Origin of the sequence: Streptomyces sp. NPDC047043, assembly GCF_040644055.1 — a bacterium.
In the GTDB taxonomy this organism is placed as follows: domain Bacteria; phylum Actinomycetota; class Actinomycetes; order Streptomycetales; family Streptomycetaceae; genus Streptomyces.
The window spans coordinates 174,456-194,762 of record NZ_JBEYVO010000023.1 but is presented as its reverse complement, the minus strand read 5'-3'; the positions used below and the strand labels follow the sequence as shown (position 1 = coordinate 194,762).

The following is a 20,307-nucleotide window of genomic DNA, read 5'->3' as shown; positions in this document are numbered from 1 at the left end:
TCTTGATCTCCACGGGTGCCCCACCCTCCTCGAACTCCCCTGATTCGTAAGGATGTTCAAGTTAGGCGGGGTGCCTGTGGGACACAAGGGGTGCCCAGGGCCGGTGGCCGACCTTGGCTCAAAGCCGCGGGTCCACCGGCTCCGACTCCAGCGCCAGCACCCCGAACACGGCCTCGTGCACCCGCCACAGCGGCTCGCCCTCCGCCAGCCGGTCCAGTGCCTCCAGGCCCAGGGCGTACTCGCGGATCGCCAGCGACCGCTTGTGGTTCAGGAAGCGGCCGCGCAGGCGGGTCAGGTTGTCGGGGCGCGTGTACTCCGGACCGTAGATGATCCGCAGGTACTCGCGGCCCCGGCACTTGATGCCGGGCTGCACCAGCCGGCCCTCCGTGCTGCGCACGAGCGCACCGATCGGCTTGACGACCATGCCCTCGCCGCCGCGACCGGTCATCTCCAGCCACCAGTCGACGCCCGCCTGCACCGACTCCGGGTCACCGGTGTCGACGTAGAGCCGTCGGGTGGTCTGCAGCAGACCGCTGCCGTCATGCTCCACCAGCCGGTCGAGCAGGGCGAGCTGCTCGTCGTGCGGCAGTGCGGCCAGGCTGCGGCCCTGGACGGCGAGGATCTGGAAGGGCGCGAGGCGTACGCCGTCCAGTCCGTCCGTCGTCCAGCAGTAGCGGCGGTACGCCTCCGTGAACGCGGCCGCGTTCGAGGCCCGTTCGCGCTGGCGGGCCAGCAGGTCGGCCACCTCGACGCCCCGCGCCGCGGCGCCCTCGAGTGCGGCGAACGCACCCGGGAACACCGCGCCCGACGCGGCGCCGACGGCCGCGTACTGCGACCGCAGCAGCCCGGAGGCCTTCAGCGACCACGGCATCAGCTCCGCGTCCAACAGCAGCCAGTCCGTGTCGAGTTCGGCCCAGAGACCGGCCTCGGTGACGGCTGTGCGGACCCGCCCGAGGATCTCCTCGGTCACCGACTCGTCGTCGAAGAACGGGCGTCCGGTACGGGTGTAGAGCGAGCCCGTCGGACCGTCGACCCCGAACCTCTTCCGCGCCGCCTCCGCGTCGCGGCACACCAGCGCCACGGCCCGCGAGCCCATGTGCTTCTCCTCGCACACGACCCGCGCGACACCGTCCGCCGCGTACTGGGCGAAGGCCTCGGCCGGGTGCTCCAGGTAGCCCTCGACGTGACTGGTCGCCGTCGGCGCCATGGTCGGCGGCAGGTACGGCAGCAGGCGCGGGTCCACGGCGAACCGGCTCATGACCTCCAGGGCCGCGGCCGCGTTCTCCTCGCGGACCGACACCCGGCCCGAGTGCCGGGTCTCGACGATCCGGCGGCCGTGCACGTCGTTCAGGTCGAGCGGCCGGCCGTCGTGACCGCCGGGCGCCTCGGTCCGCAGCGGCTTCGTCGGCTCGTACCAGACCTGCTCCGCCGGTACGTCGACCAGCTCCCGCTCCGGCCAGCGCAGCGCGGTGAGCTTGCCGCCGAAGACGGCGCCGGTGTCCAGGCAGATCGTGTTGTTGAGCCAGGTGGCCTCCGGGACCGGGGTGTGGCCGTAGACCACCGCTGCGCGTCCCCGGTAGTCCTCCGCCCACGGGTAGCGCACCGGCAGCCCGAACTCGTCGGTCTCGCCGGTGGTGTCGCCGTACAGCGCGTGCGAGCGGACGCGGCCGGAGGTGCGGCCGTGGTACTTCTCGGGCAGACCGGCGTGGCAGACCACCAGCCGGCCGCCGTCCAGGACGTAGTGGCTGACGAGCCCGTCGATGAACTCCCGCACCTGCGCGCGGAATTCATCGCTCTCGCCCTCCATCTGCTCGATGGTCTCGGCGAGCCCGTGGGTGTGCTGGACCTTGCGGCCCTTGAGATGACGGCCGTACTTGTTCTCGTGGTTGCCGGGCACGCACAGGGCGTTGCCCGAGCCGACCATCGACATCACACGGCGCAGCACGCCCGGGCTGTCCGGGCCCCGGTCGACGAGGTCGCCGACGAAGACGGCCGTACGGCCCTCCGGGTGCACACCGTCGGTGTAGCCCAACTTGCCGAGCAGCGACTCCAGTTCCGAGGCACAACCGTGGATGTCGCCGATGATGTCGAAGGGGCCGGTGAGGTGGGTCAGGTCGTTGAACCGCTTCTCGGTGACGACGGTGGCGTTCTCGACGTCCTCCACCCCGCGCAGGACGTGCACCTTGCGGAAGCCCTCGCGCTCCAAGTGCCGTACGGAACGGCGGAGTTCGCGGATGTGGCGCTGGATGACCCGGCGCGGCATGTCGGCCCGGTCGGTGCGGGCCGCGTTGCGCTCGGCGCACACCTCCTCCGGGACGTCCAGCACGATGGCGATGGGCAACACGTCGTACTGCTTGGCCAGGTCGATCAGCTGCCGCCGGGAGTCCTGCTGCACGCTGGTCGCGTCGACGACGGTGCGGCGGCCGGCGGCCAGGCGCTTGCCCGCGATGTAGTGCAGGACGTCGAAGGCGTCCTTGGTCGCGCTCTGGTCGTTCTCGTCGTCGGAGACCAGGCCGCGGCAGAAGTCGGAGGAGATCACCTCGGTCGGCTTGAAGTGCCGGCGGGCGAAGGTCGACTTACCGGAACCGGAGGCGCCGACGAGGACGACGAGGGCGAGGTCGGTGACGGGCAGGACGCGCCCCTTGGTCTGGTTCTCGGTCATGCCGCCTTCGCCTCCTTCTCGGTCTTCGGGTCGGCCATGCTCATTTCGAACACCGCCATCTGGGTCGGCGGTCCGACCTCGGGGTCGTCGAGACCGACGGGCACGAACTGCACGCCGTAGCCGTGCCGTTCGGCCACCGTCTGCGCCCAGGTCCGGAACTCCTCGCGCGTCCACTCGAAGCGGTGGTCGCCGTGCCGGACATGGCCGGCCGGGAGGGACTCCCAGCGGACGTTGTACTCGACGTTCGGGGTGGTCACCAGGACCGTGCGCGGACGGGCCGAGCCGAACACCGCGTACTCCAGGGCGGGCAGCCGCGGCAGGTCGAGGTGCTCGATGACCTCGCTGAGCACAGCGGCGTCGTACCCCTTGAGGCGGTTGTCGGTGTACGCGAGCGAGCCCTGGAAGAGCTTGACCCGCGAGGCCTGCCGCTCGCCCATGCGGTCGAGCTTGAGCCGCCGGGAGGCGATGGTCAGCGCGCGCATCGACACGTCGACGCCGACGATCTCGGTGAACCGCACGTCCTTGAGCAGCGCCTGCACCAACTGCCCCTGTCCGCAGCCGAGGTCGAGCACGCGCGCCGCACCGGACGCGTGCAGCGCCTCGATGATCGCGTCCCGTCGCTGCACGGCGAGCGGAGTCGGCTTCTCCTCCGTCTCGGTCTCCGCCTCGACGGCGTTGTCGATGTCCTCGACCTCGCTGTCGTCGGCCTCCGCGAGCCGCACCAGCTCGAGCCGCTCCATCGCCTCGCGGGTCAGCGACCAGCGGCGCGAGAGGTAACGGCTGGTGATCAGCTTCTGCTCCGGGTGCTCGGACAGCCAGCCCTCACCGGCCCGCAGCAGCTTGTCGACCTCGTCGGAGGCGACCCAGTAGTGCTTGGCGTCGTCGAGGACCGGCAGCAGGACGTAGAGGTGTCGCAGCGCCTCCGCGAGGGTGCGGTCCTCGGCCTCCAGGACGAGACGCACATAGCGCGAGTCGCCCCACTCCGGGAACTCCGTGTCCAGGGCGACGGACTCCACCGTCACCGTCCAGCCGAGCGGCTCGAAGAGACGCCGTACGAGGTCGGGGCCGCCTCTGGCGGGCAGCGCGGGCACCTCGACGGTGAGCGGCCTCGGCTCGGCGGGAAGTTCCGGCCGGGCATTGCACACGCCCTTCATCGCGCTGGAGAACACGCTGCTCAGCGCCACGGCGAGCAGGGAGGAGGCCGCGTACGGGCGGTCGTTGACGTACTGCGCGAGCGCCGCGTCGGGCGCCCCGCCGCGCCCCTTGCCCCTGCCCTTCCTGACCAGCGCCACGGCATCGACCTCCAGCAGCAGCGCCGCCGTGCAGCGCTGGGCGTCGGCCTCGGGGTAGAGGACGTGCGCCTTGCCGTAGGAGGTGGAGAACGCCTGCGCCTTGTCGGGGTGCTTGTGCAGCAGGAAGCCGAGGTCGGTGGCCGGGCGTTCGGGGGTGCCGGTGGTGGTGATGGTCAGGAACATGCGGAGACTCTCCGACAGGTGGACGGTTCTGGGTGCCGTACGCACGAAAGCCCCCAGGAATGGTGATCCTGGGGGCTCGGCAGGACGACGGTCTCACCTTCGCACACGGGGCCGACCCGCGCCCTTGTTTATTGCTACGGCTCTTGCGACTGTCCGTTCCTACGACAGCTGTGCCTGGACCTGGGCCGAGATCAGCTCCAGGTGGTCCAGGTCGTCCAGGTCGAGGACCTGGAGGTAGAGCCGCTGCGAGCCGATGGCGGCGTAGCGGCCGATCTTGTCGACGACCTCGGCCGGGGTGCCCGCCAGGCCGTTCGCCTTCAGTTCGTCGACCTCGCGGCCGATCGTCGCAGCGCGGCGGGCGACCTCCTGGTCGTCCTTGCCGACGCAGACGACCAGGGCGTTGGAGTAGGTGAGGTCCTCGGGCCTGCGGCCGGCCTCCTGGGCGGCGGCGCGGACCCGGCCGAACTGGCGCTCGCTGTCCTCGATCGAGGCGAACGGCATGTTGAACTCGTCCGCGTAGCGTGCGGCCAGGCGCGGGGTGCGGCTGGCTCCGTGGCCGCCGATCAGGACGGGGATCCGGTCCTGTGCGGGCTTGGGCAGCGCGGGCGAGTCCGTGAGGTCGTAGTGGGTGCCGTGGAAGTCGAAGGTGTCGCCGGTCTTTGTCTCCCACAGGCCCGTGACGATCGCGAGCTGCTCCTCCAGGCGCGCGAACTTCTCCTTCGGGAACGGGATGCCGTACGCCTTGTGCTCCTCCTCGAACCAGCCTGCGCCCAGGCCGAGTTCGACGCGGCCGCCGGACATCTGGTCGACCTGTGCGACCTGGATGGCGAGCACGCCGGGCAGACGGAAGGTACCGGCGGTCATGAGGGTGCCGAGGCGGATGCGCTTGGTCTCACGGGCCAGGCCGGCCAGGGTGATCCAGGCGTCGGTGGGGCCGGGGAGGCCGTCCACGGAGCCCATGCGCAGATAGTGGTCGGAGCGGAAGAAGGCGTCGAAGCCGAGGTCTTCGGTGGCCTTCGCCACGGTGAGCAAGGTGTCGTAGGAGGCGCCCTGTTGGGGCTCGGTGAAGATGCGAAGATCCATACCTCCATCCTGCACGCTCCGGTGACTGTCAACCCCATCGGTCCCGCCGGGCACGGCCGTCCCCGGGCGGGTGAAATCCGTCAACGAGGGGCAGGCGGTGCGCTCGCGCCAGTGACCCGGCCTGGTGGTGATCGTTGCTCGTGCGGAGCCGGGCCGCCCGGCGCCCGCTCCGGTCTGTCGTCGCCGGGGCTGTCACCCGCATCGGCCTCCCCGAGGGGGCCCGGGGCCGAGGAGGCCGTCATGTCCGAAGAGTCCGTTCCGCAGCAGGGCGGGGGCGCCGGCCAGCCGAAGGGGTTGCTGCAGCAGATGGAGGAGCTGATGGCGGCGCTGAACGCGGACCTGTCGGCACTGGACGCGGATCTGCAGTCGGCGGGACGAGGCTCCCAGGAGAGCGGCGAGGCCGGCTGAGACCCGGGCCGACCGGAGCGCCTGACACGACCGGGAACCCTAGCCCGCCTCCCTCTCCGGCTCCGGCAACGCCTCTTCCCGGTCCGCGAGTCTGCGCAGCATCTCCCGGACCCGGTCCCTGGACTCGTCCGCCGCGTCGATGGCCTCCATGCACTGCCAGTAGGTGCTCTCGTCGTCCACGGCGCAGGCGAGGCCGACCAGGGCGATGCCCACCTCGCCCAGCAGGCCGCCGAGGCCGAGGAGGGTCTGGCGGGCGTCGCCCAGATCGGTGAGCTGGGCCGCGCGCAGGTCCTCGGTGGCGAGGCGCGGTGTGTCCAGGACGCCGCAGCCGCGGCCCGCCAGCTCCGTCAACCCCAGTGCCTCGCCCCGGAGTTCGGGTGGTCCGGAGACCGCGAGGCGGCTGCCTATCGCCTGTGCCAGGGCCTGCGCCTGCCACACCTCCGTCATGGTTTCCGGCGCGTCGCCGCTTCCCGCCAGGGCCCGTCTGCTCGTCACGATGAGCCGCACCGCGTCCATGCGCTGTCCCCGTCTGTCGGCCCGAACTCCGTTGTTCACTACCCAGAGTGAGGGGGTGCGGGACGAAAAGCCAGAGGAAGGCGGAAATCTGTGGACAATGAATCGGTTTCAGGCCGGATTTTGACTCCGGAGAGTGAAAGCGGATCGATTCGCTCCTACGGCCGCGGGAACCTCCGCTCATTGCGGTCGATCTTCGCGTCCAGCGCCACGAGCGGATCGATGCCCAACACCTCGCACAGCTGCAACAGATACGCGAGCACATCCGCGACCTCGTCCGTGACCCGGTGCGCGGTATCGGGGTCGTCCATGACCCGTGCCGACTCCTCCGGCGTCAACCACTGGAAGATCTCGACCAGTTCGGAGGCCTCCACGCTGAGCGCGGCGACGAGGTTCTTGGGCGTGTGGTACGGCTGCCAGTCGCGGGCGGCGGCGAACTCGGCCAGCCTGCGCTGCAGTTTCGCCACGTCGAGGGGCTCGTGCGGGGGTTGGTGCAGGGGATCGGTCACGGCTCCAGGTGTACCACCGTGACGCCTTCGGTCCCGGCGGCCCACGACGCGTCGCTGACCGCGGCGACGAGGCGGATGTGCCCGCGGCCGGCCATCCGCACGGCCAGCCGCAGCAGTTCCCGGCGCTGCCGTGGGTCCAGTGAGCGGTCGAAGCCGTCGGCGAGGACGGTGAGCGACTGCATCGCCGCGGGCACCTCCCCGGCGGTGTCCACCTCCAGTACGCCCGGGCCGGTCAGCAGGACCAGGGCTAGGGCGACGTACCTCAACTCGCCCTCTCCCAGGCGCCCCAAGGACGTCCGGAAACCGTCGCCGCGGTCGAGCAGCGCCTGCACCGTTCCGTCGCCCAGTGGCTCGGCGAGCACGTCGGCCACGGCTCCGGTGCATCCTTTGCGCACGGCGTCGACGAGCTGCGCATGGCGGCGTCCGCACTCGGCGCGGGTGCGCCACAGGACGGCGGCGAGGTTGCCGCAGCCGCCGAGGAGGCGGCCGGAGCCCGTCGGCACCGGGGCCCGCATCCGGTCGGGGCGCGGATCGCAGGCGAAGACGGAGCGCAGGGCGACCACCATCTGTTCGGCGGCGGCCAGCACCCGCCGCTGTCCGTCGGTCTTGCCGGCCACGCGCAGCGGCAGCATCGCGGTGCCGAGCCGGTCGTCGGGCAGCGGGGCCCGGGTGACGGACGCCGAGCCGGCGGTGTGCCAGGCGGCCTGCACGGTGCGGCGGGCGGGATCGCGCAGGGCGGTCTCCAGCAGGACAAGGCCGCCGGACGTCAACCGCTCGCCCACGATGCGCAGTTCGGGCTCGGCCTGGACGGCGACGTCGAGCCGGACCGGCCCCTCGGGTCCGTCGGCCGTGCAGCCGATGCGGAAGCCGCGCCGGCGCTGGGCGTCGGGCCGGGCCCGGTCGGGCACGCAGGCCACCGGGTCGGGGAACGCCTCACCGGCCTGCGCCCCGCCGCCGAGCCGGGCCAGCGCCTCGTACGCCCGCAGCGCACTCGTCTTGCCGACCCCGCTGGGCCCGGCGAACAGGGTGACCGCGCCCAGCCCGAACCCGGCCCCGCGATGCCCGGCGAAGGCGGACAACCTCAGCTCGGTGACACAGGGCCGCTCCGGGCGTCCGCCGTCCGCACACGAGCGGACCGTATCGGAACGCGAGTTGGCGTCCGGCTTCGGCGACAAGGACGACGGCTTCAGCGACACAGATGACACGGCCATCCCCGGACCGTAGGGCTCCGCCGGAGCGGCGAACCGTTCCGGCGTGCGGAGCTTCCTACGATCGGGGGACCAGGGGCCTGTCCGGCAATTCCCGTCGTCCGCCCGAAAGGCGGGCCCCGCGGCGTCTGGTGCGTGCGATCGCAAGGCGCCGGAGCGCCCTCGACGGGGGGTCCCCCCACGTCCTTGAGGCAGTGGGGGAGTGCGTGCCAGACGCCGCGGGGCAGGCGGGAATTGCCGGACAGGCCCCAGGTCAGGTCGAGGAGACGCCGGCGCTCTCCATCAGGCCGTTGACCTCGGTGCCGGACGGGGTCAGCAGGAAGACGTTGCGGTCGACGCGGTGCATGCCGCTCGCCAGGCCGAAGACCACTCCGGTGCTGAAGTCCAGGACGCGCTTGGCGACTTCGGTCTCCGCGCCGGTGAGGTCGAGGAGGACCGGGACGCCGGCCATCAGGGTCTCGGCGACCTCGCGGGCGTCGGCGAAGACGCTGATCCTGAGGACGACGAAGCGGCGGCGGGTCTCCGTCACCGCCTCCGGGAGCGCACGGTGACCCACCGCGGACGGCCAGGCGTCGCGTCCGCGCAACGGCACGACCTGGGCGAGCCCTTCCCACTGCTCATCGGTGACGTCGTGGCTGTTCACCGGCTCCCCCCGAACTGACTCGCACTCATTGCCTGCACCAGCCAATTCTTACGCCATGTCACCCGTTCGGCCCAACAGCGACACGGTCCGCGACCGTCACAACCGTATCGGCGGCGACAGATGCGGTCGACAGGCATGGTCGGGAATGACCGGTTCCTGCCCGATCGGGGCTTCTTACCCGCCTCACACCGGACTCTTCACCTCCGGCCACGCCCCGCTCACCGGCCGCGACTAGCGTCCCGTGACGTGCACTTGGCAGAAACTCAGCTGGTGGCACCCGGCCGGCGGACGCAGTCGGCGGTGTCCGCCGCCCAGGAACCCCCCGCACAGTGGCACCGCGTTCTGACGCTGCTCGCCGACGTCAGCCTCTTCATCGGTACGCGGGCGATCTGGACCCAGGCGGCCAGTCACCGGCCGGCCGTCGCCGCCGTGATCTCGGTCTGCTACGCCTCGATCCTGGTGTGCGGGGTGCTGGCGCTCGTGGTGCGCCGGGCCCGGTCGCTGGCGCGGCTCGACGTGGTCGTGCTGGTGACCGCCGTGGTCCTCGCCCTGTGCGCGTGGGCCATGAACCACGGCGGCTCGGACGAGGCGGTGCTCACCACCCAGGCCGCCAAGGAGCTGGTCGCGGGCCATCACGTCTACGGGCACCCGTGGCCCTGGCTCTTCACCAAGGGCATCGCCCTCACCACGACGTTCAACGGCGGCTACGACTTCACGTACGGCTATCCCCCGCTCGCCCCGCTGCTCACCGCACCCCTGCTGTGGCTCGGCCACGGCGGCGCCCCGGCGACGGCCGTGAGCACGGGTGCCCTGATCGTCGGCACCGTCGTGCTGTGGCGGATGCTGCCCGTGCAGTGGCGGTCGGCGGCGACCATGGCCTGCCTCGGCTTCGGGTTTCTGCCGACCTACGGCCGCGAGGGCTACCCGGCGATCACCGCGCTGGCCCTGCTGATCCCGGTGGTGGTGCGCTGGCCGCGCACCGGGTACGGCGGGCGGCTCGGGGCGGCCGGTGCGGCACGGGCCGTGTGCCTGGGTGCCGCGTGTGCAGCGCAGCAACTGCCCTGGTTTCTGGCGCCGTTCCTGCTGGCCGGGATCTACGCGGTGCGCCGCGGGGAACTGGGCGGACGGGCCGCGGCGCTGGTGGTGCTGCGGATCGCCGGCCTCGCCGCCACCGTGTGGCTGCTGATCAACACGTACTTCATCGTGAGCGAGCCGGGCACCTGGATCAGCGGCATCGCACTGCCGTTGATCCAAGGAGCGACGCTGCACGGGCAGGGCCTGGTGGGCGTCTCCCTGTACTTCACGAACGGCAGCGACCGGCTCGACTGGTACGCGCACGCCAGCCTGCTGCTGGCCGCGGCCCTGCTCGCGCTGCTGGTGCTGTTCATGCGCCGGCTGGGACCGGCGGCGACCGTCCTGCCCTGGTGCGCCTTCTTCCTGGCGACCCGGTCCCAGGACGGCTACTACCTGATGATGACCCCGCTGTGGCTGGCGGCCGCGATCACCGCACCCCCGTCCGAGTTCGCGCGGGCCTGGCAGCCGCGCCCGCGCCTGCTGACCGGCCGGCACCGGCGTCCGGCGCTGGTCGCGACCGCCGCGCTGCTGCTCGCCCCGGCGCTGGTGAGCGCCGTCCTGGCGGTCACCGGAAAGCCGCCGCTCCGGATGGAGGTCGCCTCGGTGCGCCGGGCCTCGGCGAGTGCCGTCTCCCGGCTGACCCTGCGGGTCACCAACACCGAGGACAGCGCCCTCGAACCGCATTTCATGCTCACCGTCGGCCAGGGCCTGAAGCAGTACTGGACGATCCTGCGGGGACCGTCCACCCTGCCCGCGCACGGGACGGCGCGCTACGAACTGCGACCGCCGGCCGGGAGGTTCACCCTGCCGGGGCCGCACGCCCGGCTTCGGCTGCGGGCCTTCACGCCGACCCCGCAGACGCTGTCCAGCATGGACCTCCACCTGGTGGCGGACCTCGCCGACGTGCAGGCCCGCCAGCGAGGTTGACGGGACGTCAGGCGGCCGTACGCACGAAGCGGAGAGTCGCGGCGACGGTCGTCAGGCCGCGGATCATGCCCATCTGGTTCCAGCCGAGGCCGAACTCCCCGCGGTCCACGGTGAACTCCGTGTCCAGAGTGAGGGCGTCGGCGTCCGCGCCGGCCAGGCGGGCGGTGAGGGACTGCGGGCGGCTGATGCCGCGGACGGTGAGCTGACCGGACACCTCGACGGAGTCGCCGGCGCCGGCCTTGGCGCTGCGCACGGCGAAGGTGATCTCGGGGTGGTTCTCGACGTCGAAGAAGTCGGCCGAGCGCAGGTGCTCGTCGCGCTTCTTGTTCTTGGTGTCGAGGGTGGCGGCGTTCAGGGTGATCGTGCCGGTGGCCGAGCCGTCGGCGCCGACCTCGCCGTGGCCGCCGACGGCAGTGAAGGTGCCCTTCACGGTGACAAGGCCCCACATCGTCTTGTGGCGCAGGGCGACGGTGGAGGCGGCGGCGTCGAGCTGCCACACGCCGGTTTCGACGGCGACGGTCATGATCTTCTCCAGTGAGCGGGGGTTCGGTGAGGGGACCCGAGGAACGGGGTGATTCAAATTTGGATGACTGGCACGCTAGCTCGTTATCCAAATATGGACAACCCCCTCGTCCAAAATTGGACAACGAGTAGACTCGAATCCATGGCCGACCCCGAGGAGCACCGCACCGACCTGCCCGAATGTCCGTCCGCGCAGGGTGGCGGTCTGCTGCCCAAGGAGCTGCGGGCCTGGATGGTGATGCTGGCGGCCATGGGGGCGGTGGAGCAGGAGCTGCGGTCCGTCGTGAAGGAGCGGCTGGACGTCTCGCACGACGAGTTCCTGATCCTGTGCCTGCTGGCCGAGCAGCCCAGGGCAGGCCTGCGCATGACGCGGATCGCGGAGCTCCTGGGCCGCCCGAAGACCCGTCTCACGTACCAGATCGCCTGTCTCCAGCACGCAGGTCTGGTCACCCGCAAGTCGGTCTGCGGTGACAAGCGGGGCATCGAGGTCGCCCTCACCGAGAAGGCCCGCCGTCTTCTGCAGGAGGCCTCCGGCACCCTCGCCGCGACGGTCACCGGGGCCCTGACCCATGTCATGGGCCCGGACCAGCACGAGGCGATGTGCGGTCTGCTCCCGGAGCTCGCCAAGGAGGCCGGGGAGCCCGAGGCGCCGTAGGACGGGTTGCCCCTCCCCGCCTGGGTACTCGGCGGTCCCGTCCCGTTCTCGTGCCGGTGACCGTAGGAGGGCCGCATGGCCGCGCTGGACCTGCCCGAACCCGTCGTCCGTCACGGAGGCGCCGCGCCGCCGGTCGACCCGGCGGGACTCGAGGCCGCGCTGCGCGAGCGGGTCGACGGGGAGGTCCGCTTCGACGCCGGGAGCCGGGCCGCGTACTCCACCGACGCCTCGAACTTCCGGCAGACCCCGATCGGCGTGGTCGTGCCCCGCACTCCCGAGGCGGCCGGGGAGGCGGTGGCCGTGGCGCGCGAGTACGACGCGCCCGTGCTGTCGCGCGGCGGCGGGACGAGCCTGGCCGGGCAGTGCACCAACACCGCCGTGGTGATCGACTGGTCGAAGTACTGCCACCGGCTGGAGTCCGTGGACGAGGGCGCCCGCACCTGTGTCGTCCAGCCCGGCATCGTCCTCGACGACCTCAACCGCCGGCTCGCACCGACCGGCCTGCGCTTCGGCCCGGAGCCCGCCACCCACATGAACTGCACGATCGGCGGCATGATCGGCAACAACTCCTGCGGCGCCACCGCGCAGGCGCACGGCAAGGTCGTCGACAACATCTCCCGCCTCGAGGTGCTGCTCTACGACGGCACCCGCTTCTGGTGCGGGGAGACGAGTGACGAGGAGTACGCAGAGATCGAGCGGCAGGGGGATCTACGGGCCGCGGTCTACCGGCAGTTGCGCGCCCTGCGGGACCGGTACGGCGACGAGGTGCGCCGCCGCTTCCCCGAGATCCCGCGCCGGGTCTCCGGCTACAACTTGGACTCGCTGCTGCCCGAGTACGGCTTCGACGTCGCGGGGCTGCTCGTCGGCAGCGAGTCGACGCTGGTCACCGTCCTGCGGGCGGAGCTGGAGCTGGTGCCCGTGGTCAGGGAACGGACACTGGTGGTGCTCGGGTTCCCGGACGTCGACGTGGCCGCCGACGCCGTACCGGCGATCCTGCCGTACGAGCCGATCGCGCTGGAGGGTGTGGACTCCCGGCTGGTCCGGGACGAGCGGATCAAGCAGCTGAACCCGAAGGCGCGCGCCCAACTCCCGGACGGTAACGCCTTCTTGATGGTGCAGTTCGGCGCGGACACCGTCCAGGAGGCCGATGAGCGGGCGCACCGGATGCTGGACGGGCTGCACGAGTCCGAGCACGACGCCGAGGTCGCCTTCCTCGACGACCCCTCCCACGAGGAGGAGTTGTGGCAGGTGCGCGAGGCCGGGCTCGGCGCCACCGCGCACATCCCGGGCAGGCCCGACACCTTCGAGGGCTGGGAGGACTCGGCGGTGCCGCCCGAACGGCTGGGCGACTACCTGCGTGAACTGCGGTGCCTGTTCGAGGAGTTCGGGTACCTCAGCGACACCGGGCCCAGTCTCTACGGCCACTTCGGACAGGGCTGTGTGCACACCCGTATCCCCTTCGACCTGTACAGCGTGGACGGGGTGGCCGCCTACCGGAGGTTCATGGAGCGGGCGGCCGACCTGGTCGTGGGGTTCGGCGGCTCGCTGTCCGGGGAGCACGGGGACGGGCAGAGCCGGGGCGAGCTGCTGCCACGGATGCTGGGGCGCGAACTGGTCGAGGCGTTCGGGCGGCTGAAGGCCGTCTTCGATCCGCTGGACCGGATGAACCCGGGGAAGGTCGTGGCGCCGTACCGGCTCGACGAGAACCTGCGACTCGGCGGTGACTGGGCCCCGTACGCACCCCGTGATCTACATTTCCGCTTCCCGGACGACGGCGGTTCCTTCGCCGAGGCCGCCAACCGGTGCGTGGGCGTGGGCAAGTGCCGGCAGCTCACCACCCGGGGCGGCGCGGTGATGTGCCCCTCCTACCAGGTGACGCGGGAGGAGGAGCACTCGACGCGGGGGCGGGCCCGGCTGCTGTTCGAGATGCTCGACGGGCACGGCGACAGCGCGGTGCGGGACGGGTGGCGGTCGGAGGCCGTGCGGGACGCGCTGGACCTCTGCCTCGCCTGCAAGGGATGCAAGAAGGACTGCCCGGCCGACGTCGACATGGCCACGTACAAGGCGGAGTTCCTGTCCCACCACTACGCGGGGCGGCCCTGGCGCCGGCCCCGTTCCGATCTGTCGATGGGCTGGCTGCCGGTTCTGGCGCAGGCGGTGGGCCGCGCCCGTCTCGGCCCGCTGGTCAACGCGCTCACCCACACCCCGCCGCTGTCGAAGGCGGCCGTCGCCCTCGCCGGGGTCGAGGACCGGGAGGTCCCGCTGTTCGCCGGGCGGACGCTGCAGCAGTGGTTCGCGGGCCGTCGGGAGTCGTACGGTGACGGGGCGCGCGGCACCGTCCTGCTCTGGCCGGACACCTTCACGAACTTCTTCCACCCGCACGTCGGACAGGCGGCCGTGGAGCTGCTGGAGCACGCGGGCTGGCGGGTGGAGCTGCCCCGCGAACCGATGTGCTGCGGACTGACGTGGATCTCCACGGGGCAACTGGCCGTCGCCGAGCGGGTGTTGGGCCGCACCGTGCGCCGGCTCGCCGAGCATGTGCGGGCGGGCGGCCCGGTGGTCGGCCTGGAGCCGAGCTGCACCGCCGTGTTCCGCTCGGACATGCGCGAGTTGTTCCCCGGCGACCGCGACGCACGCAGGCTGAGCGAGCAGACGGTGACCCTCGCCGAACTGCTCACCGAGCACTCCCCCGGCTACCGGCCCCCGCAGCTGCCGGACCGTTCCGCGCGGGCGCTGGCCCAGGTGCACTGCCACCAGCACGCGGTGCTCGGCTGGGACGCCGACCGCGAACTGCTCGGCCGGGCCGGCGTCGACGTCGAGCGGCTGGACTCCGGATGCTGCGGGCTGGCCGGCAACTTCGGGTTCGAGCGCGGGCACTTGGAGGTCAGCGAAGCGTGCGCGGAACGGGTACTGCTGCCCCGGCTGCGCGAGACGGACGCCGCCACGGTCCTGCTCGCCGACGGCTTCAGCTGCCGCACCCAGGTCCACGAGTTCGACAGCGGCGGCCACGAAGCCGTCCACCTCGCGGAGTTGCTGGCCTCGGCGCTGCCCGACGGCGCGCACGGCAGTGCGTACGGGGTCGGGCCCGAGGTGCGGCCCGCCCCGCCGGGCCGTCTGGGCAGGGCCCTTGCGGCCGGCGGGGTCGGGGTGGGTGCCGCGGGCGTCGCAGCGGGAGTGCTGCGCAGGCTGCGGCGGTGACGCCCGCAGCTGCCCCTGCTACTGCGCCTTGCCGGACCGGCTGCGCACGACGGCGAACACCGCCGCCGCCAGGCCCAGTACGCCCACGACCAGACCGGCGACGCCGAGCCCGCGGGCGGTGGAGTCGCTGCTGTCCGAGGAGGCGGCCGAGGTGGAGCTCTTGGCGGTGGTCGCGGAGGAGGCGGCCGGGGTGCCGCCGTCCTCGTCCGAGGCGGCCTTGGCGGTCAGCTTGAGAACCGGTGCCGGGTTCTCCGGCTCGTCGTCGCCGGACTGCGCCTCCTCGATCCAGCGGACGGTCTTGCCGTCGGAGTAGGTCTGGAGGGTCTTGAAGGTCAACTGGTCGGTGTCGTCCGGCAGTTGACCGAAGGCGACGTTGAAGTCCTGGTACTGGCCGGCGCCGATCTTGCCGCCGGTCCAGGTGATCTCGGAGACGGCGTCGGTGATGGTGCCGTCGTCGGTCTTCACCGGCTTCTTGAGCTTCGCGGTCGTGACCTTCGCCGTCCAGCCGTCCTGCGGCGGCGACACGAGCACACCGAGGACAGGGTGGTCGGTCGGCAGGAACACCTGGACCTTGGTGGTGCTTGCCGTGTCCTCCTCGTTGGGGACGCGGAAGGTGAGGACGCCGTCCGTCGCGCCCTTGGCGTAGCTCTCGGGGTGGACGGTGACATGCGCGGAGGCGATGCCCGCGGCGGTCAGGACTCCGGCGGCGGCCAGACCGGTGACGACGCCGGCGCGGCGCAGGGCGATGCGTGCTGTGGACATGGGTGGGCGGATCTCCGTACCGGAAGAAGGAATGTCGAGGTCAGTGCACGTACGACATCCCCGCCGGCGGACCGCGCCGCTGCACCGCGTGCCGCAACAGGATTCGCCTCAGCGGCCGCGGACCGTCGGCACACAGGCGTACGGCATCCGGCGCGACCGGCACTGCTCTCGCCCCGCCGCGCACCTGCCACCAGGCCGCGAGGCCCGGGACGAGCGCGGCGGCCCGGCGCAGCAGCGACCACAGGGCGGCCTCGCCGCGTCGCAGCCACCAGGTCAGCACCACGGCCGCCCCGACATGCGCGGCGGTGGCGTGCGCGGTCAGGGCGTGGGAGTGGGCCATGCGCATGCCGTGCATGGTCTGTATGCCGTGCATGGCCATCGCCGTGTGCGGCCGTACGGCGTCGAAGGCGAGGTGCAGCCCACCCTGGGCCGTCACCGTGCCCGCGCCGATGGCGGCCAGCGACCGCTCCCGGCCGCCCAGCAGAAACCCGGCCCCGAAGACCGGCACGAACCCGACGGCCTGCACCCACACGGGCGGCGCCGCCCCGGTCGCCAGTGCGTGTCCCCCGGCGGCGAGCAGCACGCACAACGCGGCGAACACCGCCGCGCGCAGCCCGCGTATGGAGGAAGACGCCTTCATGGCGCCCGATACTGCCACGCGCGGCGGCCGCCCCGCCCTGCGGATGGCCAAGGGCACAGGTGCACACTGGAAGACCCAGCTCACTGACAACCCACTCTCACTGAAAACCCACACAGCGACGAGCCGAGGCGGTGCCGGGATGACGGCCGGTCTGCGCATCCGTATCGAGGGAGTCGACCTGCCGGGCCGAGCCTGCGGGCCCGACGGCGGCATCCCGTCGTACACGAACATTCATGTGGCCGTGCAGCGCCGGGAGCGTCCGGGCGAACTGCTCGATCCGCAGCCCGGTGACGCCGCGTCCGCCGACTGGACACTGGAGTGCGCGGTCAGCGGTACGGACGTCAAGGGGCCGTATGTGCAAGGGCGCTCGGGAGGTCGGTTCATCTATCTGTCGTGGGGGGCGGTCGACGGCTCCGGTGCCTTCGCCATGTTCCGGCGCGCCAAGCTGATGCTCGACGGCGTGCCCGCCGAGGTACTCGACGCCGCCGTGTGCGAAGGGCTGCTGGTCGGACGTCTGGGGCTGACCGACGGGCGTGGGCACCCCCTGTGTGCGCGGGTCGTGCCGCCGCATATCACCTGGACCGCCGGGCCGGCCCGGCAGGCGTGAACGTCCGCGCGCCCGGCGCGGGGTGAATAGCATGAGCGGCGTGACAGCCCGTGCACAGCGACGTATCACGCCGGCGCCCTCCGTGGGGCGGCGGGCGTTGCTCGTGCTCGCGCTGCTGGCCGGGCTGTTCGGCATGCACGGCCTGGCTCCCGGCGATGCCGTCCACGAACACGCCACCGCCCGGCACATGACGACGGCGGCCGATGTGCGCGACGGCTGCTCCGGCGGCGACTGCGGCGGCGGGCATGTCCGGCACGCCGACCGGACCTGTGCCTCGGGTGCCGTGAGCGGCGGGCCGACACTGCCCGCGCTCGTCCCCGACGCGATGGCCGTCCCCGTGCGCACCGACACCGTGTGCCCGTACGCGGGCACGGCCCCGGACGGTGCACGCGCGCCGCCCGACCTGTCGCAACTCCAGCTCCTGCGGATCTAGACACCATGCGCACCGCGGCCTCGTCCGACCGGCGACGCGGTGCGAGCGTGCGCAACACCCGTACGTACATGATCCGTCGGGCCGGTCTCACGGTCACCGCGGTGGCCGCTGCGCTCGTCCTCGCCGCCTGCGGCAACGACAGCGACAGCGGTAGGCACCACGGCTCCGTGCGAAGCTCGCCGCCGGCCCGGCCTCCTCGGCCGAGGTCAAGGACCTCGCCTCGCGCATCGAGAAGGCGCAGGACCCGGAGATCGAGACCACGCCCTCGTCCATGCCCGGCATGGACCACTCGGTGCACTCCGGCATGTCCGGAATGATGGACAGCAAGGACAAGGACAGGGACGCACTGAAGAAGACGTCCGGCGCCGACTTCGACACCATGTTCCTGACCATGATGACCGTGCACCACAAGGGTGCCGTCGAGATGGCGAAGACGGAGAAGGCCAAGGGCTCCCAAGGCCCCGCCACCTCCATGGCGGACGACATCGTCACCGCGCAGACCGCCGAGATCACGGAGATGAACAAGCTCCTCGGCAGGAGCTGAACGCTCCCCCGCCCACTCACCTCACCGACCGACGAGGCGACCATGCGTGATCAGGAACGACCGGCCGGGGGCTCCGTCGCCGACACCCAGCGCACCCACTGGCAGACGACCTACACCGAGCACCCGAGGATGTACGGCACGGAGCCCTCCGAGGCCGCCCGGCACGCCGCCGCCGACTTCCGCGCCGCGGGCGCCTGCACGGTCCTGGAACTCGGTGCCGGGCACGGCCGGGACGCCCTGTTCCTCGCCCGTGCGGGCTTCGCCGTGCACGCCGTCGACTTCAGCGCCGCCGCGCTGGGTCAACTCACCGCCGCGGCAAGGGAGTCAGGCCTCGCGGACCGGATCACGACGACCGTCCACGACGTACGCGATCCGCTGCCGCTGCCCGACGCCTCGGTGGACGCCGTGTTCGCGCACATGCTGCTGTGCATGGCGTTGTCGACGCAGGAGATCCGGGCGGTGGTCGACGAGATCGGCCGCGTCCTGCGGCCCGGCGGGCTCCTCGTCTACACCGTCCGCCACACCGGGGACGCCCACTACCGCGCGGGTGTCTCCCACGGCGACAACATCTACGAACACGGCGGTTTCGCCGTCCACTTCTTCGACGCCGACCTCATCCACTGCCTGGCCAAGGGCTGGCACATGCACGGTGTCCAGGCCTTCGAGGAGGGCGAACTGCCGCGCAGACTGTGGCGGATCACCCAGGCCAGGCGGTAGGTCAGGTGTTCACGGAGCGGGAGCGTCGGTCCGGCACAGCAGGGCCGCCCACAGGTCGAGGCGGTCGTAGAGGCGGGACAGGTCGCGGCCGGTGAAGCGGTTCACCGAGCTGCCGCTGACCCGGGACCGGGTGTGGCGGGAGCTGCGGGTCGGCCGTAGGCACCGTCCAGCCGTATCGCGCGGATCCCGCTGATGTAGCGGGCCCCGCAGCGGTCCTGCGGCAGCACCAGTTGCGGTCCGGCGCGGTCGAGGGGCGTGTCGTCGATGCTCGCCGCGAGCAGTACGGGCGCATGGGCGAAGTCGGGGTCGATCTCGGCCCAGGTCAGCAGGGCGTGATGACCGTCGGTGCCGGTGACGGCGATCAGGAAGCGCAGCCGGTCCTTGCGGCGGGCGGGGTCGAAGCCGGGGCCGGCGTCGGACAGCACGTCGTAGAGCCGCGGTCCCTCGAACTCGTGGTGCCGGACCCCGCTGGTCCGGCACTCGAAGGCGACCCGCACCCGGTGCTGCGGCCAGCCGAGCAGATCCGGCACGCCCAGGCGGGCCGGGCGGGCGAGATCACCGGTCAGGTCGAGCTCGGCGACCGGCTGCGTCAGGGTCCGACTCACGGGCTACCACCTCCCGGATGACGGTACCCGGCAGCCCTCTCCCGACAAACGCACATGCACGCCAAAAACCGGATACTGCTGGGCTCATGCGAACCCAAAAGCACCAGCGCCTTGCATCTGCAACAGACGAAGAAACAGGTCGGCGGCTCGCCTACCGGTCCAGCGCCGCCAGCACTTCCGCGCAGATCGCCATGGCCGTCTCCGCCGGTGTGCGGGCGCCGATGTCGAGGCCGATCGGGCCGTGGATGCGGCCGAGGTGCTCATCGTCCAGGCCCGCCTCCACGAGGCCGCTCGCGCGGCGGGTCTGGGTGTGCCGGGAGCCGAGGGCGCCGACGTACGCAATGCCCGAGGTCAGCGCGGTGTGCAGGGCGGGGACGTCGACGTCGGGCTCATGGCTCAGCATGATCAGGCAGGCGGCGGCAGGCCGCTCGGCGAGCAGCTTGCCGGCGTCCTGCGCGGCCGAGGTGACGGTGGCCTGCCAGCCGAGCAGACCGGCCTGGGCGACGAGGAGTTCGGCGAGCTCGCCGCCGCCGACGACGACGAGGTGCGGGACGGCGGGGCAGGTCTCGACGAGGCAGAGTCCGGCGTCGGTGGCGTGCACCTCGCGGCCGGCGCGATGCCGGGCAAGCAGCTCACGGGCGCACTCGGCGGCCTGCGGCGGCACGTCCGGACCGTCGGCCTGCCCGTCCCGGGTCACGACGGCGCTGACGGCATGCGTGCGCCGCTCGTCGAGCCAGGTCACGAGCGCCACGTCGGCACCCGCACCGAGCAGTTCCCACCAGCGGCCCGGGACGGCGGGCAGCGGCTGAAGGAGCACCTCGGCCTGTCCGCCGCAGGTCAGCCCCGCCTCCTTCACGCCGTCCTCGTGCACGGCCACGGCGACGACCCGAGCGGCGTGCCCGGGCAGCAGCGAGGCGGCCTCACCGACAAGCTGCCGGTCGAAGGCGCCCCGGTAGAGGCTGCCGTGGCACTGCCCGTCGGCGTCGATGAGGATCGCGTCGGCCGGATGCCGGGGCCCGAAACCGCGCTCGGTGAGGGGCCGCGCAAGCACCGCCGCCCGCCCCTGTGCCGCCCACTGCCGTGCCGTGTCCGCCAGTTCACGCATGAATCCAGGGTAGTCCG

Annotated in this window: 20 protein-coding genes; 8 read left to right on the top strand and 12 right to left on the bottom strand. The window is 72.0% G+C overall.

The window, feature by feature from the left end:
* Window positions 1-118 precede the first annotated feature (118 nt).
* From ABZ880_RS33120 to ABZ880_RS33110, 3 genes are all read right to left on the bottom strand, one after another.
* Window positions 119-2,662, bottom strand: coding sequence for a polynucleotide kinase-phosphatase (locus tag ABZ880_RS33120; RefSeq protein WP_361270424.1), 2,544 nt, complete (start codon window positions 2,660-2,662; stop codon window positions 119-121).
* Window positions 2,659-4,137, bottom strand: coding sequence for a 3' terminal RNA ribose 2'-O-methyltransferase Hen1 (locus ABZ880_RS33115; protein WP_361270421.1), 1,479 nt, complete (start codon window positions 4,135-4,137; stop codon window positions 2,659-2,661). The genes ABZ880_RS33120 and ABZ880_RS33115 overlap by 4 nt, the downstream gene beginning before the upstream one ends.
* A gap of 159 nt (window positions 4,138-4,296) precedes the next feature.
* Window positions 4,297-5,220 (bottom strand): LLM class F420-dependent oxidoreductase, encoded by a 924-nt coding sequence (locus ABZ880_RS33110; protein ID WP_361270418.1) that lies wholly within the window; start codon window positions 5,218-5,220, stop codon window positions 4,297-4,299.
* A 240-nt stretch (window positions 5,221-5,460) separates the two neighbouring features.
* Here ABZ880_RS33110 and ABZ880_RS33105 point away from each other — a divergent pair, with 240 nt between their 5' ends.
* Window positions 5,461-5,628, top strand: coding sequence for a hypothetical protein (locus ABZ880_RS33105; protein ID WP_361270415.1), 168 nt, complete (start codon window positions 5,461-5,463; stop codon window positions 5,626-5,628).
* A gap of 39 nt (window positions 5,629-5,667) precedes the next feature.
* On the opposite strand, the gene ABZ880_RS33100 is transcribed toward ABZ880_RS33105, so the two are convergent.
* The 4 genes from ABZ880_RS33100 to ABZ880_RS33085 all read right to left on the bottom strand — a co-directional run bounded on the left by ABZ880_RS33100 (window position 5,668) and on the right by ABZ880_RS33085 (window position 8,501).
* Window positions 5,668-6,144, bottom strand: coding sequence for a DUF6099 family protein (locus tag ABZ880_RS33100; RefSeq protein WP_361270412.1), 477 nt, complete (start codon window positions 6,142-6,144; stop codon window positions 5,668-5,670).
* Window positions 6,145-6,299: 155 nt separating this feature from the next.
* Window positions 6,300-6,650, bottom strand: a complete 351-nt coding sequence (locus tag ABZ880_RS33095; protein WP_361270409.1) for a nucleotide pyrophosphohydrolase — start codon at window positions 6,648-6,650, stop codon at window positions 6,300-6,302.
* Window positions 6,647-7,861 (bottom strand): ATP-binding protein, encoded by a 1,215-nt coding sequence (locus ABZ880_RS33090; RefSeq protein WP_361270406.1) that lies wholly within the window; start codon window positions 7,859-7,861, stop codon window positions 6,647-6,649. Before ABZ880_RS33090 ends, ABZ880_RS33095 begins: the two co-directional genes overlap by 4 nt.
* A 250-nt stretch (window positions 7,862-8,111) precedes the next feature.
* Window positions 8,112-8,501 carry a cell division protein SepF gene (locus ABZ880_RS33085; protein WP_361270403.1) on the bottom strand — a complete coding sequence of 130 codons (390 nt, stop codon included), beginning with the start codon at window positions 8,499-8,501 and terminating at the stop codon, window positions 8,112-8,114.
* A gap of 300 nt (window positions 8,502-8,801) precedes the next feature.
* Here ABZ880_RS33085 and ABZ880_RS33080 point away from each other — a divergent pair, with 300 nt between their 5' ends.
* Complete coding sequence (locus ABZ880_RS33080) at window positions 8,802-10,502, top strand: hypothetical protein (RefSeq protein ID WP_361270478.1); 1,701 nt, start codon at window positions 8,802-8,804, stop codon at window positions 10,500-10,502.
* A 7-nt stretch (window positions 10,503-10,509) separates the two neighbouring features.
* On the opposite strand, the gene ABZ880_RS33075 is transcribed toward ABZ880_RS33080, so the two are convergent.
* The gene (locus ABZ880_RS33075; protein ID WP_361270400.1) at window positions 10,510-11,025 is read right to left on the bottom strand and encodes a YceI family protein; all 516 of its coding nucleotides are present in this window, start codon (window positions 11,023-11,025) and stop codon (window positions 10,510-10,512) included.
* Window positions 11,026-11,166: 141 nt separating this feature from the next.
* On the opposite strand from ABZ880_RS33075, the gene ABZ880_RS33070 reads away from it, so the two are divergent.
* Together ABZ880_RS33070 and ABZ880_RS33065 are read left to right on the top strand one after the other, a co-directional pair.
* Window positions 11,167-11,679 (top strand): MarR family transcriptional regulator, encoded by a 513-nt coding sequence (locus ABZ880_RS33070; protein WP_361270397.1) that lies wholly within the window; start codon window positions 11,167-11,169, stop codon window positions 11,677-11,679.
* A 75-nt stretch (window positions 11,680-11,754) separates the two neighbouring features.
* Window positions 11,755-14,877 (top strand): FAD-binding and (Fe-S)-binding domain-containing protein, encoded by a 3,123-nt coding sequence (locus tag ABZ880_RS33065; protein ID WP_361270394.1) that lies wholly within the window; start codon window positions 11,755-11,757, stop codon window positions 14,875-14,877.
* Window positions 14,878-14,895: 18 nt separating this feature from the next.
* Here ABZ880_RS33065 and ABZ880_RS33060 read toward each other — a convergent pair whose 3' ends face one another.
* Both ABZ880_RS33060 and ABZ880_RS33055 read right to left on the bottom strand, forming a co-directional pair.
* The gene (locus tag ABZ880_RS33060; RefSeq protein WP_361270392.1) at window positions 14,896-15,639 is read right to left on the bottom strand and encodes a YcnI family protein; all 744 of its coding nucleotides are present in this window, start codon (window positions 15,637-15,639) and stop codon (window positions 14,896-14,898) included.
* Between the two features lie 40 nt (window positions 15,640-15,679).
* Window positions 15,680-16,279, bottom strand: a complete 600-nt coding sequence (locus ABZ880_RS33055; protein WP_361270389.1) for a hypothetical protein — start codon at window positions 16,277-16,279, stop codon at window positions 15,680-15,682.
* Between the two features lie 139 nt (window positions 16,280-16,418).
* Here ABZ880_RS33055 and ABZ880_RS33050 point away from each other — a divergent pair, with 139 nt between their 5' ends.
* The 4 genes from ABZ880_RS33050 (at window position 16,419) to ABZ880_RS33035 (ending at window position 18,580) form a co-directional block, all read left to right on the top strand.
* A complete protein-coding gene (locus ABZ880_RS33050; RefSeq protein WP_361270387.1) occupies window positions 16,419-16,886 on the top strand; it encodes a DUF5990 family protein in 468 nt (155 codons plus the stop codon).
* 40 nt (window positions 16,887-16,926) lie between these two features.
* Window positions 16,927-17,319: a DUF6153 family protein gene (locus ABZ880_RS33045; RefSeq protein ID WP_361270384.1), complete on the top strand. Its 393-nt coding sequence runs from the start codon at window positions 16,927-16,929 to the stop codon at window positions 17,317-17,319.
* A gap of 226 nt (window positions 17,320-17,545) precedes the next feature.
* On the top strand, window positions 17,546-17,863 hold the full coding sequence (locus tag ABZ880_RS33040) for a DUF305 domain-containing protein (protein WP_361270475.1): 318 nt from the start codon (window positions 17,546-17,548) through the stop codon (window positions 17,861-17,863).
* 42 nt (window positions 17,864-17,905) lie between these two features.
* Entirely contained in the window at window positions 17,906-18,580 is a 675-nt protein-coding gene (locus ABZ880_RS33035) for a class I SAM-dependent methyltransferase (protein WP_361270382.1), read from the top strand.
* A gap of 101 nt (window positions 18,581-18,681) precedes the next feature.
* On the opposite strand, the gene ABZ880_RS33030 is transcribed toward ABZ880_RS33035, so the two are convergent.
* Together ABZ880_RS33030 and ABZ880_RS33025 are read right to left on the bottom strand one after the other, a co-directional pair.
* Window positions 18,682-19,185 (bottom strand): molybdopterin-dependent oxidoreductase, encoded by a 504-nt coding sequence (locus ABZ880_RS33030; protein ID WP_361270379.1) that lies wholly within the window; start codon window positions 19,183-19,185, stop codon window positions 18,682-18,684.
* Window positions 19,186-19,336: 151 nt separating this feature from the next.
* Window positions 19,337-20,290 carry an XdhC family protein gene (locus ABZ880_RS33025; RefSeq protein ID WP_361270377.1) on the bottom strand — a complete coding sequence of 318 codons (954 nt, stop codon included), beginning with the start codon at window positions 20,288-20,290 and terminating at the stop codon, window positions 19,337-19,339.
* Window positions 20,291-20,307: the final 17 nt, after the last annotated feature.